At 69.2% G+C, this 13,656-nt stretch carries 16 protein-coding genes; 13 read left to right on the top strand and 3 right to left on the bottom strand.

Going from position 1 to position 13,656, the window contains the following annotated elements; all coding sequences use genetic code 11:
- Nucleotides 1-176 precede the first annotated feature (176 nt).
- Nucleotides 177-866 carry a response regulator transcription factor gene (locus IP91_RS02165; RefSeq protein WP_145647125.1) on the top strand — a complete coding sequence of 230 codons (690 nt, stop codon included), beginning with the start codon at nt 177-179 and terminating at the stop codon, nt 864-866.
- A gap of 2 nt (nt 867-868) precedes the next feature.
- Nucleotides 869-2,398, top strand: coding sequence for a sensor histidine kinase (locus IP91_RS02170; protein WP_145647126.1), 1,530 nt, complete (start codon nt 869-871; stop codon nt 2,396-2,398).
- A gap of 85 nt (nt 2,399-2,483) precedes the next feature.
- Here IP91_RS02170 and dcd read toward each other — a convergent pair whose 3' ends face one another.
- Nucleotides 2,484-3,050: a dCTP deaminase gene (gene dcd / locus IP91_RS02175; protein ID WP_145647127.1), complete on the bottom strand. Its 567-nt coding sequence runs from the start codon at nt 3,048-3,050 to the stop codon at nt 2,484-2,486.
- A 99-nt stretch (nt 3,051-3,149) separates the two neighbouring features.
- Complete coding sequence (locus IP91_RS02180) at nt 3,150-3,995, bottom strand: alpha/beta fold hydrolase (RefSeq protein ID WP_145647128.1); 846 nt, start codon at nt 3,993-3,995, stop codon at nt 3,150-3,152.
- Nucleotides 3,996-4,177: 182 nt separating this feature from the next.
- Between IP91_RS02180 and IP91_RS02185 the strand changes: the two genes are divergently transcribed.
- The 4 genes from IP91_RS02185 to IP91_RS02200 all read left to right on the top strand — a co-directional run bounded on the left by IP91_RS02185 (nt 4,178) and on the right by IP91_RS02200 (nt 6,820).
- The gene (locus IP91_RS02185) at nt 4,178-4,495 is read left to right on the top strand and encodes a hypothetical protein (RefSeq protein WP_145647129.1); all 318 of its coding nucleotides are present in this window, start codon (nt 4,178-4,180) and stop codon (nt 4,493-4,495) included.
- An 87-nt stretch (nt 4,496-4,582) separates the two neighbouring features.
- A complete protein-coding gene (locus tag IP91_RS02190) occupies nt 4,583-4,933 on the top strand; it encodes a transglycosylase SLT domain-containing protein (RefSeq protein ID WP_158643061.1) in 351 nt (116 codons plus the stop codon).
- Nucleotides 4,930-5,448, top strand: a complete 519-nt coding sequence (locus IP91_RS02195) for a hypothetical protein (protein ID WP_145647131.1) — start codon at nt 4,930-4,932, stop codon at nt 5,446-5,448. Before IP91_RS02190 ends, IP91_RS02195 begins: the two co-directional genes overlap by 4 nt.
- Before the next feature lie 52 nt (nt 5,449-5,500).
- Nucleotides 5,501-6,820 carry an alpha/beta hydrolase family protein gene (locus tag IP91_RS02200; protein WP_145647132.1) on the top strand — a complete coding sequence of 440 codons (1,320 nt, stop codon included), beginning with the start codon at nt 5,501-5,503 and terminating at the stop codon, nt 6,818-6,820.
- A 15-nt stretch (nt 6,821-6,835) separates the two neighbouring features.
- Here the strand turns inward: IP91_RS02200 and IP91_RS02205 are convergent, their stop codons facing one another.
- Nucleotides 6,836-7,738 (bottom strand): LysR family transcriptional regulator, encoded by a 903-nt coding sequence (locus tag IP91_RS02205; protein WP_145647133.1) that lies wholly within the window; start codon nt 7,736-7,738, stop codon nt 6,836-6,838.
- A 133-nt stretch (nt 7,739-7,871) separates the two neighbouring features.
- Between IP91_RS02205 and mdcA the strand changes: the two genes are divergently transcribed.
- From mdcA to madM, 7 genes are all read left to right on the top strand, one after another.
- Nucleotides 7,872-9,527, top strand: a complete 1,656-nt coding sequence (mdcA, locus tag IP91_RS02210) for a malonate decarboxylase subunit alpha (protein ID WP_145647134.1) — start codon at nt 7,872-7,874, stop codon at nt 9,525-9,527.
- The gene (locus IP91_RS02215) at nt 9,527-10,423 is read left to right on the top strand and encodes a triphosphoribosyl-dephospho-CoA synthase (RefSeq protein WP_145647135.1); all 897 of its coding nucleotides are present in this window, start codon (nt 9,527-9,529) and stop codon (nt 10,421-10,423) included. Before mdcA ends, IP91_RS02215 begins: the two co-directional genes overlap by 1 nt.
- Entirely contained in the window at nt 10,404-10,727 is a 324-nt protein-coding gene (locus IP91_RS02220) for a malonate decarboxylase subunit delta (protein WP_145647136.1), read from the top strand. The genes IP91_RS02215 and IP91_RS02220 overlap by 20 nt, the downstream gene beginning before the upstream one ends.
- On the top strand, nt 10,724-11,599 hold the full coding sequence (locus IP91_RS02225; RefSeq protein WP_145647137.1) for a biotin-independent malonate decarboxylase subunit beta: 876 nt from the start codon (nt 10,724-10,726) through the stop codon (nt 11,597-11,599). Before IP91_RS02220 ends, IP91_RS02225 begins: the two co-directional genes overlap by 4 nt.
- Nucleotides 11,596-12,411, top strand: coding sequence for a biotin-independent malonate decarboxylase subunit gamma (gene mdcE / locus IP91_RS02230; protein ID WP_145647138.1), 816 nt, complete (start codon nt 11,596-11,598; stop codon nt 12,409-12,411). The genes IP91_RS02225 and mdcE overlap by 4 nt, the downstream gene beginning before the upstream one ends.
- 74 nt (nt 12,412-12,485) lie before the next feature.
- Nucleotides 12,486-12,881, top strand: coding sequence for a malonate transporter subunit MadL (gene madL / locus IP91_RS02235; RefSeq protein ID WP_145647139.1), 396 nt, complete (start codon nt 12,486-12,488; stop codon nt 12,879-12,881).
- Nucleotides 12,882-12,891: 10 nt separating this feature from the next.
- Nucleotides 12,892-13,656 carry a malonate transporter subunit MadM gene (madM, locus tag IP91_RS02240; protein WP_145647140.1) on the top strand — a complete coding sequence of 255 codons (765 nt, stop codon included), beginning with the start codon at nt 12,892-12,894 and terminating at the stop codon, nt 13,654-13,656.

Below are 13,656 nucleotides of genomic sequence, written 5' to 3' on the forward strand. Positions count from 1 at the left end.
TTGCGTTTCAGGGGAGGCATCATTGTCCCGCCGCCCCCTGTAAAGCGCGGTTAGAGGGACGTAAATCCGTGTAAAGGCACACCGCCGCCAGCGCTGTAAAAGCGGGTAAAACGCCGCGCCCGGGCGCAGGCAGGCTGCTATCATGCCTTCCTCGGTACTGTGTAGAAGAAGCTGAAATGAGCAAGGTTCTGTTGATCGACGACGATGTCGAACTGGTGGGAATGTTCCAGGAATACCTGGAGCAGGAAGGCTTCGAAGTGAAGACGGCGCATGACGGCGAGGCCGGCACCGCCGCCGCGCTGACGGGCCAGTACGCGATCGCGATCCTGGACGTGATGATGCCGCGCATGAACGGCCTGGAAACGCTGCGCCGCATCCGCGCCGCCAGCCGCATGCCGATCCTGATGCTCACGGGCCGCGGCGACGACACGGACCGCATCGTGGGCCTGGAACTGGGTGCCGATGATTACGTGACGAAGCCCTGCACGCCGCGCGAACTGACCGCGCGCATCCGCGCCATCCTGCGCCGCACGCAGGGTTCGCCGATGGACCAGCTGGCCTCCGCGCCGCTCGTCGTCGGCCAGCTCACCATGTGGCCGGAGCAGCGCCGCGCCAGCTGGGCCGGCACCACGCTGGAACTGACCAGCACCGAATTCAACCTGCTGGAAGTCCTGGCCAGGAATGCCGGCAAGGCCGTCAGCAAGAACACGCTGTCCGAACAGGGCCTGGGCCGGCCGATGGCGCGCTTCGACCGCAATATCGACGTGCACCTGTCCAGCCTGCGCCACAAACTGGGTACGCTGGCCGATGGCCGCTCCTGCCTGCAGACCGTCTACCGCATGGGCTACCAGCTGATCAAGGACTGACCGTGGGCCGCCTGTTCTGGAAGTTCTTCCTGTCGATCCTGCTGGCGCAGATCGTGGCCGCGGCGGGCATCGGCGGGGCCGTGTGGCTGAAGAACCGCGCCGCGGAACAGGGCAGGCGGCTCGATATCGACATGAGCCCGCCGGCCGGCATGGCCATCGAATCGGCCGCCGCCACGCTGGAATTCGGCGGCGCGCAGGCGCTCACGCGGCTGCTGGAGAACATGGACCGGCACCGCGTATTTGCCGTCGACGAACGGGGCAAGGAACTGCTGGGCCGCATCGTCAACCCGACCGTCGTCAACGAAGCGCGCGCCCTGCTGGCGCAGGGTGACACCCGCGTGGTGCGCCGCGTGATGCTGCCGAGCGGGCGCCACTACCTGCTGTTCCTGCCGGCGCAGGAGCGCAACCTGAACAACGCCGATGCGCGGCCGCTGCTGGCCGGTGCCGGCATCCCGCTGGGCGTGGGCGGCCCGCGCCGCGAAGGCGGTCCGCCCGATGGCCGCACGCCGGTCGCCCGGCCGGACCAGCCCCGCTTCACGGGCGGCGGCCCGATGGGAGGTCCGGGCCAGCCCGGCCCCGGCGGCCCGATGGGGCCCGAGGACCGCAACCCGCGCTTCCAGCCACTGACGCCCTTCATCCCCCTCGCCGTGGCGGTGGCCGCCAGCCTGCTGTTCGCGGCGCTGCTGGCATGGTATTTCTCGCGCCCGATCCGCTCGCTGCGCCAGGCCTTCGAAGCGGCATCGCAGGGCGACCTGGCCCCGCGCTTCGCGCACGTGGGCGGCGGGCGGCACGACGAACTGACGGACCTGGGCCACGACTTCGACCGCATGACGGCGCGGCTGCGCAGCCTGATGGACGGCCAGACGCGGCTGCTGCACGACGTGTCGCACGAACTGCGCTCGCCGCTGGCGCGGCTGCAGGCCGCGATCGGCCTGGCGCACCAGCGACCCGACCGCACCGCCGCGTCGCTGGAACGCATCGAACGCGAAAGCATCCGCATGGACAAGCTGGTGGGCGAGCTGCTCACGCTGTCGCGGCTGGAAGCGGGTGCGATCGCCGTGGCGAAGGACGAAATCGACATGGCCGAACTGCTGCTGCAGATCGTCGGCGACGCGCAGTTCGAGGCGGCGTCGCAGGGCCGCACGGTGCTGTCCCACGACATCGCCGACGTGCTGCTGCTGGGCCAGCCGGACCTGCTGGCACGGGCCATCGAGAACGTGGTACGCAACGCCATCAAGCACAGCCCCGAAGGCGGCACGGTGGTCGTGGAGAGCGTGGCGCGCGACGGCATGCTGCGGATCGGCGTGCTGGACCAGGGGCCCGGCGTGGCGCCGCAGGACCTGCAGGCCATCTTCGAACCCTTCTTCCGCAGCAGCGGTACCGACAAGGATGTCGACGGCCACGGCCTCGGCCTGGCCATCGCCCGGCAGGTGGTACAGCAGCACGGCGGCACCATTACCGCCAGCAACCGCGCCGCCAGCAACCGCGCGGGCGGCGGCCTGTGCGTGGAGATCGCGCTGCCGCTCGACTGACCGGTTCCATGCCATGACCGGTTCCATGCCATAAAAAAAACGGCGCCTTCGCAGGCGCCGTTTTTTCATCAGCAACGACGGCGGCTCAGGCCTTCGGCAGCGTCACGCCATGCTGGCCCTGGTACTTGCCGTTGCGGTCCTTGTACGAGATGTCACACACCTCGTCGCTTTCGAAGAACAGCACCTGCGCGCAGCCTTCGCCCGCGTAGATCTTGGCCGGCAGCGGCGTGGTGTTGGAGAACTCCAGCGTCACGTAGCCTTCCCATTCCGGTTCGAACGGCGTCACGTTGACGATGATGCCGCAGCGCGCATACGTCGACTTGCCCAGGCAGACCGTCAGTACGTTGCGGGGGATGCGGAAGTATTCGATGGTGCGGGCCAGCGCGAACGAGTTCGGCGGGATGATGCACACGTCGCTCTTGATGTCGACGAACGAATTCGAATCGAAGTTCTTCGGATCGACGATGGTGCTGTTGATGTTGGTGAAGACCTTGAATTCATCGGCGCAGCGGATGTCGTAGCCGTACGACGAGGTACCGAACGAGATCACCTTGCGGCCATCGACGGACCGCACCTGGTCCGGTTCGAAGGGCTCGATCATGCCGGTCGATTCCGCCATGCGGCGGATCCATTTGTCGCTTTTAATCGTCATCGGGGGCTTTACTCTTGGTCTGGTTGCTGGAGCGCGTGGCGCGGGGTCCACGGCGCGTATCGGCGTGATTTTACGCGATTCCGGCGCCGCCGCCCATCCTCAGGACCCCTGCTCGATCGCCAGCGCGCCGGCGGGCGCGGGGCCTGGCAGCTCGCCGAGCAGCTCGCGGATCATCGCGCCGATGGCCTGCGCCGTCAGCGCCGGCGACTCCATCGGGAACAGGTGCCCGCCGGGCAGCACGCGGAAGTGCCGCCCCACCAGCCGGCGCGTGGCGCCCAGGCCCGCCTGGCGGTTCTCCGGCGACGTGCTGCCTGCCAGGTAGCCGACCGGCACCGGGAACTGCCGGGCCACCAGGCCGCCTACGTGATGCGGCAAGGTGCGGTACACGGCTGTTTCCACCTCGCGCGAGAAACGCAGCTGCACGCCATCCCGATGGGGCACCAGCCCGGCATCCAGGTAATCCTGCAGCACGCCGGGCGCCCAGGCGGCAAACAGCGCCTTGCCCGCGAAGTGGCGCAGCGCCTCGTCCGCGCCGGGCCACACGTTGCGCCGCTTGACGGACAGCCGCGCCGGCGAATAGCGGTCGCCCGCGCCGAAGTGCTTGAGCAGGCGCCAGGCCAGCGCGCGCCAGCCGGCGACGACGGGCGAATCGAGCATCACCACGCAGCGCGCCAGGTCCGGACGTTGCGCCGCCGCCATCAGGCTCAGCATGCCGCCCAGCGAATGGCCCACCAGGATCACGGGCGTGCCGCCGTAGCGCCGCTCGAGTTCCGCCACCAGCTGGTCGACCAGCGCCTGCCAGCCATCCTGCGGCGGATAGGCCGGATCGTGCGCATGCATGTCGAGGGCCTGCACGTCGAAGTCGGCGCCCAGCAGCGCGAAGAGTTGACGGTAGGTGCCGGCGGGGTAGCTGTTAGCGTGGGAGAAATGCAGTATCGGTTTCATGGGTGCGCCGGGAGGCCGCAGTACGGATCGCCCGGATTCTAACCGACGGCGGCGGTCGCCACCGGCCGATCTGCGCCAACCGCGGCGGATCCGCGCACGCATGCCCCTTGCTGCCGGGTTCGTTATACGGTGTAATACCGGTTGTAGTGCAATCCTTTCAACAAAGACAGGAGTTCCGCGGCATGTCCGACCTACCCGGCCTGCTCAGGGCCGACCTGCGTGGCCTCACGCAGGAAACCAGGCTGATACGTCTCGCGACACCCCTGGGCAGCGATGCGTTGCTGGCCGAATGCGTGCGCGGCGGAGAATCGCCGGGCGGCGGCGGCACGCGCTCCTTCCACGGCCATGTGACGGCGGCGCAGGGCACCGGCGCCAACGGCGGCCTGGCGCGCTACCAGCTGACGATAGGCCACACCCTCCCCGCCAACACGGCGCAGTCCGAGCCGGTGACCATCACCATCGACAACAACGAGAAGTTCCACCGGGCCACCGCGCCATGACGTCGCCGCATGCCCACGCCAACGAACCGATCGACCGCAGCAAGGAGCTGTCCGGGAACAACCGCGCCGCCGGAAGTGCAGCAGAGGGTGATCGACATCATCATCGAGGAAGGCCGCAAGATCGGCTTCAACAACCGCGAGATCGCTTGCTACCTGGCGATTGCCAAGCGCCAGTCAGGCTTCCATCCGGATGCCGCGAACACGGACAGCACGGCGTCCGGCATCGCCCAGGTGACCGACAGCACGGCCAGGCAGTTCGGCATCGACGACAGCAACCGTTTCAATGCGCGCGCCAGCATCCGCGCCGGTCTGCAGTACCTGAAGCGGATCCGCAACAAGGCCATCAAGGAATCCGCCCACTGGGCCGCGGACCCGGCCGACCATGTGCGCCACGTCGTGTCATACCGCTGGCCCGGAACCAAGGAAAAACGTCAATGAACCCCTTCGCTATACGCTGCTGCCGCATCCTCTCCCTGGCCTTCGCGCTCGACGCGGGCATTACTGCAATTGCGCACGCCGCAGCAGCGCCGTGCACCCCGCCGCCGCCGGATGCTTTGGCAACGAGCTGGCAGGCGTTCCGCGCCGCGGCGCTGGCCGGCGACCCGGTCAAGGTGGCCGCCCATTACCGTTTTCCCCTCAAGCTGCTGCCGGCGTATGACGACGGCAAGCCGCTGGTGATTGCGCGTCCGGTCTTCCTGCACAACTACGCGGTGCTGTTCCGCCAGGGCCCGGCCGACAGCGAAATCGCGCTGTACACGGCGCTGAAGAAGTCGAAGGGTGCCGAAAAGATCCCGGCCTATGTGTTCGATACGGCGCGCTGCCAGGCCCTGGCGCGCATCGCCGACTATGAATTCAGCTACCGCAGGGACAGCGGCTGGAAGATCGGCGCCGTGTTCTATGCCGGGGACTACGACATGGCGAAGTACTACGAAGTGGACCGCATCGTCCCCTGAGCTTCGCCTCCCGCGTGCCACGCCGGGCACGCTCACTGATTGAAGGAGCAGCATGAAACTGGTCGCACAGCTGGCAATGGGCATCGCAGTGATCGCGGCATGGGCGTCACAATCCGTGTCGCAAGCCGCAGATATGGTGCCGGTGGTGGAATACTTCGGCGATGCCCGTCCGGATGCGCCCGAACTGGCGGCGCGCGGCCCGCTCGCGGTGGGCGTGCGCACCCAGGCGGTCGACCATGCCGGGCAGCTGGACATCCTGAAGGCCACGGCCGGCACGCCCGAGCCCCGCTACACCCGCAGGCTCACGCTGGAAGTATGGTACCCGGCGGCCCTGGCATCCGGCCAGGCGCAGCACACCGTCTACACGGATGTGCTGGGATCGGGCGCCAACGATCCGGCCCGGCCGAACACGCCGTTCCAGTTCGCCGGCCGTGCCGCCCGCGATGCCCGGCCCGCCGCCGCACCGGCCGGCGGCTACCCGCTGGTGATCGTCTCGCACGGCTATCCGGGCTCGCGCCTGCAGATGAGCTACCTGACGGAGAACCTGGCGTCGAAGGGTTATGTCGTCGTCGCCGTCGACCATCCGGAATCGACGCGCGCCGACAAGGCGGGCTTTCCCAGCACGCTGCTGAACCGCCCGCTGGACGACCTGTTCGTGCTGCAGACGGTGGCCGGCTGGTCGAAGCCGGGCAGCGGCCACTTCCTGGCCGGCCTCGTCGATCCCGGCCGCACCGCGCTGGTGGGCTATTCGATGGGCGGCTACGGCGCCCTGAACGCGGTCGGCGCCGGCATCAGCCCGGCGGCCGTCGCCTTCGTGCCCGGCGGGGGGCTGGCCGTCAACCAGCAGGGCAATGCGCAGTACGAGGCTCGGCGCGATCCGCGCATCAAGGCCGTGGTGGCGATCGCGCCATGGGGCGGTGCACACAAGATCTGGGACGATGCCGGCCTGGCCGGCGTGCGCACGCCCACGCTGTTCATCAGCGGCGACCAGGACGACGTGGCCGGCTACCAGGATGGCGTGCGGCGCCTGTTCCAGGGCGCGGTGCACGCCGACCGCTACCTGCTCACCTACCGGGGCGCGCGCCACAACACGGCGCCCAATCCCGTGTCGCCGGCGGCCATCGCGGCCGGCTTCGACGATTACATGGCGTACGCCGAACCGGTCTGGGACAGCCGGCGCATCAACAACATCAACCAGCACTTCGTCACCGCCTTCCTGGGCATGACGCTCAGGGGCGAACCGCTGCAGGGCTATCTCGACCTGCCGCCCCTGCCCGCCGGCGGCACGGCCGGCCGCGACACCGTCACGTGGAAGGGCTTCCGCGAACGCACGGCGCTGGGCCTCGAGCTGCTGCACCTGCCGGCGCAGTAAGCGGCAAGCGGGCTCTCAACCCTTGCCGAACATGCGCGACTCGGCCGCCAGCGCCAGCAGGTTCGGGTCGCGTTCGCGCGAGGTGGGCAGCAGCAGCGTGATGACCTGGTGCGAGGCATAGGCCTCGGCCAGCGGCAGCAGCTCGATGCGCGCGCTGTACTCGGCCACGCGGGCCGGCAGCAGGCTGTAGCCCATGCCGCTGCCCACCAGGTTAATCAGCGAGAAGATGTCGCTCACCTGCATGGCCGTTTCGGGCACGAAGCCGGCCTGGCGGAACGCGTGGTTGAAACTGTCGGCGGTGACGAAGCCGGCGCCCAGCGTGATGAACTGCTCGTGGCGCAGGTCCTTCAGGTCCACGTGCGCCATGCCCGCGAACGGTGAGCCCAGCGGCGCGGCGAGGCGCACCTCGTCCTCGAACAGCGGCACGGCCAGCAGCTGCGCGTTGTCGAGGGGCGCCTGCAGGCCGATCACGACGGCATCGAGCCGGCCATCGGCCAGGCCCTGCAGCAGGTCCTTGTTCGAGCCGAGCGTCAGGTCGATGTGCAGCTCGGGGCGGCGCAGCTTCAGGCCCATCAGCAGGTGCGGGATGCAGCGCAGGGTCAGCGAATACAGCGCGCCGATGCGCAGCCGGCCGCTGTTGAAGCCGGCGATCTCGCGCACCTTGCGGATGCCCTCCTCCGTCTCCGTCACGGCCCGCTGGGCATGGCTGGCAAACGCATAGGCGGCCGGCAGCGCGGTCAGGCGTCGTCCCTCGCGCCCGAACAGGGGGCAGCGCAGCCCTTCCTCCAGCGAGTGCAGCGAGCGGTGCACGCTCACGATGCTCTGGCCCAGCTCTTCGGACACGCTGCCCAGGCTGCCGAGCCGCATGAAGGACAGGAACACTTCCAGTTTCTTCAGAGTGATTTCGTCGTCGATCATGGTTGTCTCCTGCAATGCAGCATACCCATTCTTACCGTCAGAGTAAACGTCGCGTCGGCGGGAGTGATTGAATCGGCCACGCCGGCAACCTATGCTGGCACCTATCCGACGCATTACACCAACGGGAGACAGCATGAACAGCACAACCCCACGCCAGTGGGACACGCGGCGCCAGGAAAAGCGGCGGCGCCTCGCGGCGGTCGAGCACCTGTGCGACGGCCGCGTCCTGCCCACCGGGCACATCGTCGCCGCGCTGGGGCTGCTGGTGGCGAGCGGCGACCGCGTGGTCCTGGAAGGGAACAACCAGAAGCAGGCCGATTTCCTGGCCCGCGCCCTGGTGCAGCTCGATGCGGACCAGGTCAGCGGGCTGCACATGATCATGCCGAGCGTGAGCCTGCCCCAGCACCTGGACCTGTTCGAACGGGGCATCGCCAGCAAGCTCGATTTCGCCTTTGCCGGCGCGCAGAGCCTGCGCATTTCCCAGCTGCTGCAGGACGGCCGGCTGCAGGTGGGCGCGCTGCACACCTATGTCGAGCTGTATGCCCGGCTGTACGTGGACCTGCGGCCGAACGTGGTGCTGGTGGCCGGCTACAAGGCCGACCGCGCGGGCAATCTGTACACGGGCCCCAGCACGGAGGACACGCCGGCACTGGTGGAAGCGGCCGCGTTCGGCGACGGCATCGTCATCGCCCAGGTGAACGAGATCGTCGACGACCCGGCCGGCCTGCCCCGCGTGGACATTCCCGGTTCGTGGATCGATTTCGTCGTCCAGGCCGACAAGCCGTTCTACATCGAGCCCCTGTTCACCCGCGATCCGCGCCTGATCAAGCCGGTGCACGTGCTGATGGGGATGATGGCGATCCGCGGCGTGTACGAACGCCACAACGTGCAGTCCCTCAACCACGGCATCGGCTTCAACACGGCCGCGATCGAGCTGCTGCTGCCGACCTACGGCGAGCAGCTGGGCCTGAAGGGCAAGATCTGCCGCAACTGGACATTGAATCCCCACCCCACGCTGATCCCTGCCATCGAAAGCGGCTGGGTCGAGAGCGTGCACTGCTTCGGCGCCGAGCTGGGCATGGAAGCCTACACGGCGGCGCGGCCGGACATCTTCTTCACGGGCCGGGACGGCTCGATGCGCTCGAACCGCCTGCTGTGCCAGATGGCCGGCCAGTACGCGGTGGACCTGTTCATCGGCGCCACGCTGCAGATGGATGGCCTGGGCAATTCATCGACCGTCACGCATGGCCGGCTGACGGGCTTCGGCGGCGCACCGAACATGGGCCACGACCCGCACGGCCGCCGCCATCCCACACCGGCCTGGCTGGACCTGATCGAGGGCGACGACCCGCTGCAGCGCGGCCGCAAGCTGGTGGTGCAGATGGTCGAGACCTTCCAGGACGGCAGCCAGCCGACGATCGTTGAATCGCTCGATGCGGTCGACGTGGGCAAGGCCTCGGGCATGCCGCTGGCACCCGTGATGATCTATGGCGACGACGTGACCCACGTGCTGACGGAAGAAGGCATCGCCTACCTGTACAAGGCCCGCTCGCTGGAAGAGCGCAAGGCCATGCTGGCCGCCGTTGCCGGCGTCACGCCGGTGGGCCTGACGCACGATCCGAAGCAGACGGCGCGCATGCGCCAGGACGGCCTGATCGCGCTGCCGGAAGACATCGGCGTGCAGCGGGGCCAGGCCACCCGCTCGCTGCTGGCCGCCAAGAGCATCGCCGAGCTGGTCGACTGGTCGGACGGCCTGTACGACCCGCCCGCCAAATTCAGGAGCTGGTAATGAATCCCTTCAATGAACTGCACCCGCGCATCGTGGCCGGCTCGCGCGCGAACGTCCTGGCCGGACTGGCCGTCAACGCCCTGGTCGACGAGGCGATGCTGACGCCGAAACCGGGCCTGGTCGACCTGCGCGGCAGCGGCGCCCACCGCGACCTGAGCTGGCTGCTGATGTGCCAGTCGGCGCACGCGCTGCGGCCGGCGTTCGCGGCGATGGCGGGGGCCGGCGCGACGATGGACGACCTGCCGGCACTGCGCCGCCGTATCGGCGCCATCGGCCGCATGGCGGAGGCCACGATGATGACGGCCACCGGCGGCGTCAACACGCACCGCGGCGCGATCTGGGCGCTGGGACTGCTCGTCACCGCCGCGGCACAGGGTGCCGGCAGCGCAGCCATCATCGCCGCCCGCGCCGGCGCACTGGCCCGCCTGGCCGATCCGGAGGCCCCTGCCAGCACCGGCAACAAGGGCGAAGCCGCACGCCGGACCTACTGTGTCGGCGGCGCGCGCGGCCAGGCCGAGGCAGGTTTTCCCCATGTGGTGGACGTGGCGCTGCCGATGCTGCTGGCCTGCCGCGCACGTGGCGACGGCGAGAGCGCCGCGCGCCTGAACTCCCTGCTGGCCATCGTCGCGGAACTGGACGACACCTGCCTGCTGGCGCGTGGCGGCACGGCCGCCCTCGCCGCGGCGCAGGCCGGCGCGCAGGCCGTGCTCGATGCCGGCGGCGTCTCGGGCGCGACCGGTCCTGCGGCTTTCCAGGCACTGGAAGCGGACATGCTGGCGCGCGGCACCTCGCCCGGCGGCGCAGCGGACCTGCTGGCGGCGGCGCTGCTGCTGGACAGCCTGGGCAATCAACCAATCGACGCAATGGAGGCCCCTCATGGAGCGACTGCAGTTTGAATTCCCGGCCGGCGCGCCCGCCGCATCCCGCACGGTGACGGGCGTGGTGGCCTCGGGCGACCTGGAGGTGCTGCTGGAACCGCAGGCGGCCGGCAGCACGAGCGTGGCGGTGCAGACGTCCGTGGACGGTTACGGCGGCACGTGGACGGCGCTGCTCGCCCGCGTGTTTGCCGACGCAGCCCTGCCGGCGGCCCGCATCGAGATCAACGACAACGGCGCCACGCCCGGCGTGGTGCGCATGCGCATCGAGCAGGCATACGAGGAAGCGGCGCTGGCCGCAACTCCAGGAAGGAGCACACCATGAGCACGGAACGACTCCCGATCGAGCAGCTGCTCGGCCGCGACAGCTTCATCGAACGGGGTGCCCGCAGCCGCGCCGCCGCCCTGCTCGACACTGGCTCGATGCGCGAACTGGTGGGGCCCTTCGACCGCGTCACCTCGCCCTGGCTGGCGCAGCAGAAGCTGGTCACGCAGGCCGATGACGGCGTGATCGTTGCCAAGGGCACGCTGGACGGCGCGGCCACCGTGGTCCTCGCCATCGAAGGCGCCTTCCAGGGCGGCAGCATGGGCGAAGTGGGCGGCGCCAAGATCGCCGGCGCGCTGGAACTGGCGGCGCGCGACAACCGTAGCGGCATTCCCACCCAGGCCGTCATCCTGTTCGAAACGGGTGGCGTGCGGCTGCAGGAGGCCAACCTGGGACTGGCGGCGATCGCCGAGATCCAGTCGGCCATCGTCGACCTGCGGCGCTACCGGCCCGTGATCGGCGTGAGCGCCGGCACGGTCGGCTGCTACGGCGGCATGTCGATCGCCGCGGGCCTGTGTTCGTATCTGGTGCTGACCCGCGAAGCGCGCCTGGGCCTGAACGGCCCGCAGGTGATCGAGCAGGAAGCGGGGCTGGCCGAATTCGACTCGCGCGACCGTGCGCAGATCTGGGGACTGACGGGCGGCGCGCAGCGCCACGCCACCGGGCTGGCCGATATGCTGGTCGACGACGACACGGCCCAGGTGCGCGCCGCGCTGGGTGAGCTGTTCCGGGCCGGCCCGCCGGCCATCCATCGCAGCGAGCGCTACGCGCACTCCCTGGACAGCCTGGCGCGCTTCGACACGGCGCGCCAGCCCGCGGCGGCGGATGTGCGCTACATCTATGGCAATGACTCCGGGAAGGAAACGCAATGAACACCACTTCGAATGGCGCCACCTGGCTGGCGCAGCTGGCGGGAGACGCACCGGCCCATGACTGGACGGCCGTGCAGGTCGTGGACGGCACACTCGCCGGCGCGCCGGCCCGCTACATCGCCGTCGTACCGGATGCGCAGAACCGCTTTCCGCGCGCCCGCAACGGCGAAGTGGGCCTCGTCGAAGGCTGGCAGCTGGCGCAGGCCGTGCAGGAAATTGTCGGGGCCGACCGAGAAGCATCGGTCAAGCGCCCGATCGTTGCGATCATCGACGTGACGAGCCAGGCATACGGCCGGCGCGAGGAAGCCTTCGGCATCCACCAGGCGCTGGCCGGTGCCGCCGGCGCCTATGCGCAGGCGCGCCTCGCCGGACATCCCGTCATCGGCCTGATCGTCGGGCTGGCCATGTCCGGCGCGTTCCTCGCCCACGGCTACCAGGCCAACCGGCTGATCGCGCTGGACGATGCGGGCGTGATGGTGCATGCGATGGGCAAGGCATCCGCCGCGCGCATCACGCTGCGCTCCGTCGAGGCGCTGGAGACCCTGGCGCAGAGCGTGCCGCCGATGGCCTACGACATCCGCAGCTACGCGTCGCTGGGCCTGTTGTGGCGCGTGCTGCAGGCGTCCAGCGCCGCGGCACCGACGGCCGGTGACGTTGCGCTGGTGCGTGCCACGCTGGAAGAGGCACTGGCGGACATCGCTGCCGACGCCGCGCGCGACCTGTCCGGCCGCTTCGGCGGCGCACACCGGGCCGCCTCGCGGCGCGTCCGCGAACTGCTGCACGCGCAGTGGGAAGGAGGCGCCAACGCCTGAACCAATCCGGCAGGCCGCACAAAAATAACCATGCTGCCGCCGGTCCATCGACCAAAGAATCCAGGAGACAAATCATGATCATTTATGGAACCGCATTACTGGCCGTCTGCCACCTGCTGGGCATTTTCCTCGGCGACCTGCTGGGGACACTCATCGGCGCCAAAACGAACGTGGGCGGCGTGGGCATCGCGATGATCCTGCTCATCTGCGCGCGCCTGTGGATGCACAAGCGCGGCTGGATGCCGCAGGCCACCGAGATGGGCGTCGGCTTCTGGGGCGCCATGTACATCCCCGTCGTGGTGGCCATGGCCGCCCAGCAGAATGTCGTCACTGCGCTGCGCGGCGGCCCCGTCGCCGTGCTGGCGGCACTGGGCAGCGTGGTCGTCTGCGCCTGTGTCATCGCGCTGATCAACCGCGGCGAAAAGCCGGCGGACGATCCGCTGCCGCCGCAAGCCGCCACCATCGCCTGAGGAGAACGCCATGATCGAACTGCTTGAAAAGACGTTCCAGCACAATGGCCTGGTGCTCGCCTTTGCCGTGGTCGGGCTGGTGATGTACGTGTCGATGCAATGCTCGCGCTACCTGACGATGGGCCGCGTGCACGGCTCTGCCATCGCCATCGTGATCGGCCTGGGCCTGGCCTACTGGGGCGGCATCCAGACCGGCGGCACCAAAGGCATCGCCGACGTGCCCCTGTTTGCCGGCATCGGCCTGATGGGTGGCGCGATGCTGCGCGACTTCGCCATCGTGGCCACTGCGTTCGAGGTGCAGGTGGTGGAAGCGAAGAAGGCCGGCATGGTCGGCGTGCTGGCCCTGCTGCTGGGGACCCTGCTGCCGTTCGTCGTCGGCGCCGGCGTGGCGTATGCGTTCGGCTACCGGGACGCGGTCAGCATCACCACCATCGGTGCCGGGGCGGTGACGTACATCGTCGGTCCCGTCACCGGTGCCGCGATCGGCGCCAGCTCGGACGTGATGGCCCTCAGCATCGCGGCGGGCCTCATCAAGGCGATCATGGTGATGGTCGGCACGCCGGCCGCGGCGAAGTTCCTGCGGCTGCGCACGCCCCGCTCCGCGATGGTGTTCGGCGGACTGGCAGGGACCGTCAGCGGCGTCTCTGCCGGACTGGCTGCCACCGACCGCCGGCTGGTGCCGTATGGCGCGCTGGTGGCGACCTTCCATACGGGCCTGGGCTGCCTGCTCGGGCCATCGCTGCTGTTCTTTGCCACCCGCGCGCTGGTGGAGTAG

It is taken from the genome of Pseudoduganella lurida (genome assembly GCF_007830455.1).
Taxonomy (GTDB): Bacteria; Pseudomonadota; Gammaproteobacteria; order Burkholderiales; family Burkholderiaceae_D; genus Rugamonas; species Rugamonas lurida.

Bases quoted from the DNA above. Each gene is read 5' to 3' on its own strand.
- IP91_RS02165 (WP_145647125.1), top strand. From the start codon at position 177: ATGAGCAAGGTTCTGTTGATCGACGACGATGTCGAACTGGTGGGAATG.
- dcd (WP_145647127.1), bottom strand. From the start codon at position 3,050: ATGACGATTAAAAGCGACAAATGGATCCGCCGCATGGCGGAATCGACC.
- IP91_RS02180 (WP_145647128.1), bottom strand. From the start codon at position 3,995: ATGAAACCGATACTGCATTTCTCCCACGCTAACAGCTACCCCGCCGGC.
- IP91_RS02185 (WP_145647129.1), top strand. From the start codon at position 4,178: ATGTCCGACCTACCCGGCCTGCTCAGGGCCGACCTGCGTGGCCTCACG.
- IP91_RS02195 (WP_145647131.1), top strand. From the start codon at position 4,930: ATGAACCCCTTCGCTATACGCTGCTGCCGCATCCTCTCCCTGGCCTTC.
- IP91_RS02200 (WP_145647132.1), top strand. From the start codon at position 5,501: ATGAAACTGGTCGCACAGCTGGCAATGGGCATCGCAGTGATCGCGGCA.
- IP91_RS02205 (WP_145647133.1), bottom strand. From the start codon at position 7,738: ATGATCGACGACGAAATCACTCTGAAGAAACTGGAAGTGTTCCTGTCC.
- mdcA (WP_145647134.1), top strand. From the start codon at position 7,872: ATGAACAGCACAACCCCACGCCAGTGGGACACGCGGCGCCAGGAAAAG.
- IP91_RS02215 (WP_145647135.1), top strand. From the start codon at position 9,527: ATGAATCCCTTCAATGAACTGCACCCGCGCATCGTGGCCGGCTCGCGC.
- IP91_RS02220 (WP_145647136.1), top strand. From the start codon at position 10,404: ATGGAGCGACTGCAGTTTGAATTCCCGGCCGGCGCGCCCGCCGCATCC.
- IP91_RS02225 (WP_145647137.1), top strand. From the start codon at position 10,724: ATGAGCACGGAACGACTCCCGATCGAGCAGCTGCTCGGCCGCGACAGC.
- mdcE (WP_145647138.1), top strand. From the start codon at position 11,596: ATGAACACCACTTCGAATGGCGCCACCTGGCTGGCGCAGCTGGCGGGA.
- madL (WP_145647139.1), top strand. From the start codon at position 12,486: ATGATCATTTATGGAACCGCATTACTGGCCGTCTGCCACCTGCTGGGC.
- madM (WP_145647140.1), top strand. From the start codon at position 12,892: ATGATCGAACTGCTTGAAAAGACGTTCCAGCACAATGGCCTGGTGCTC.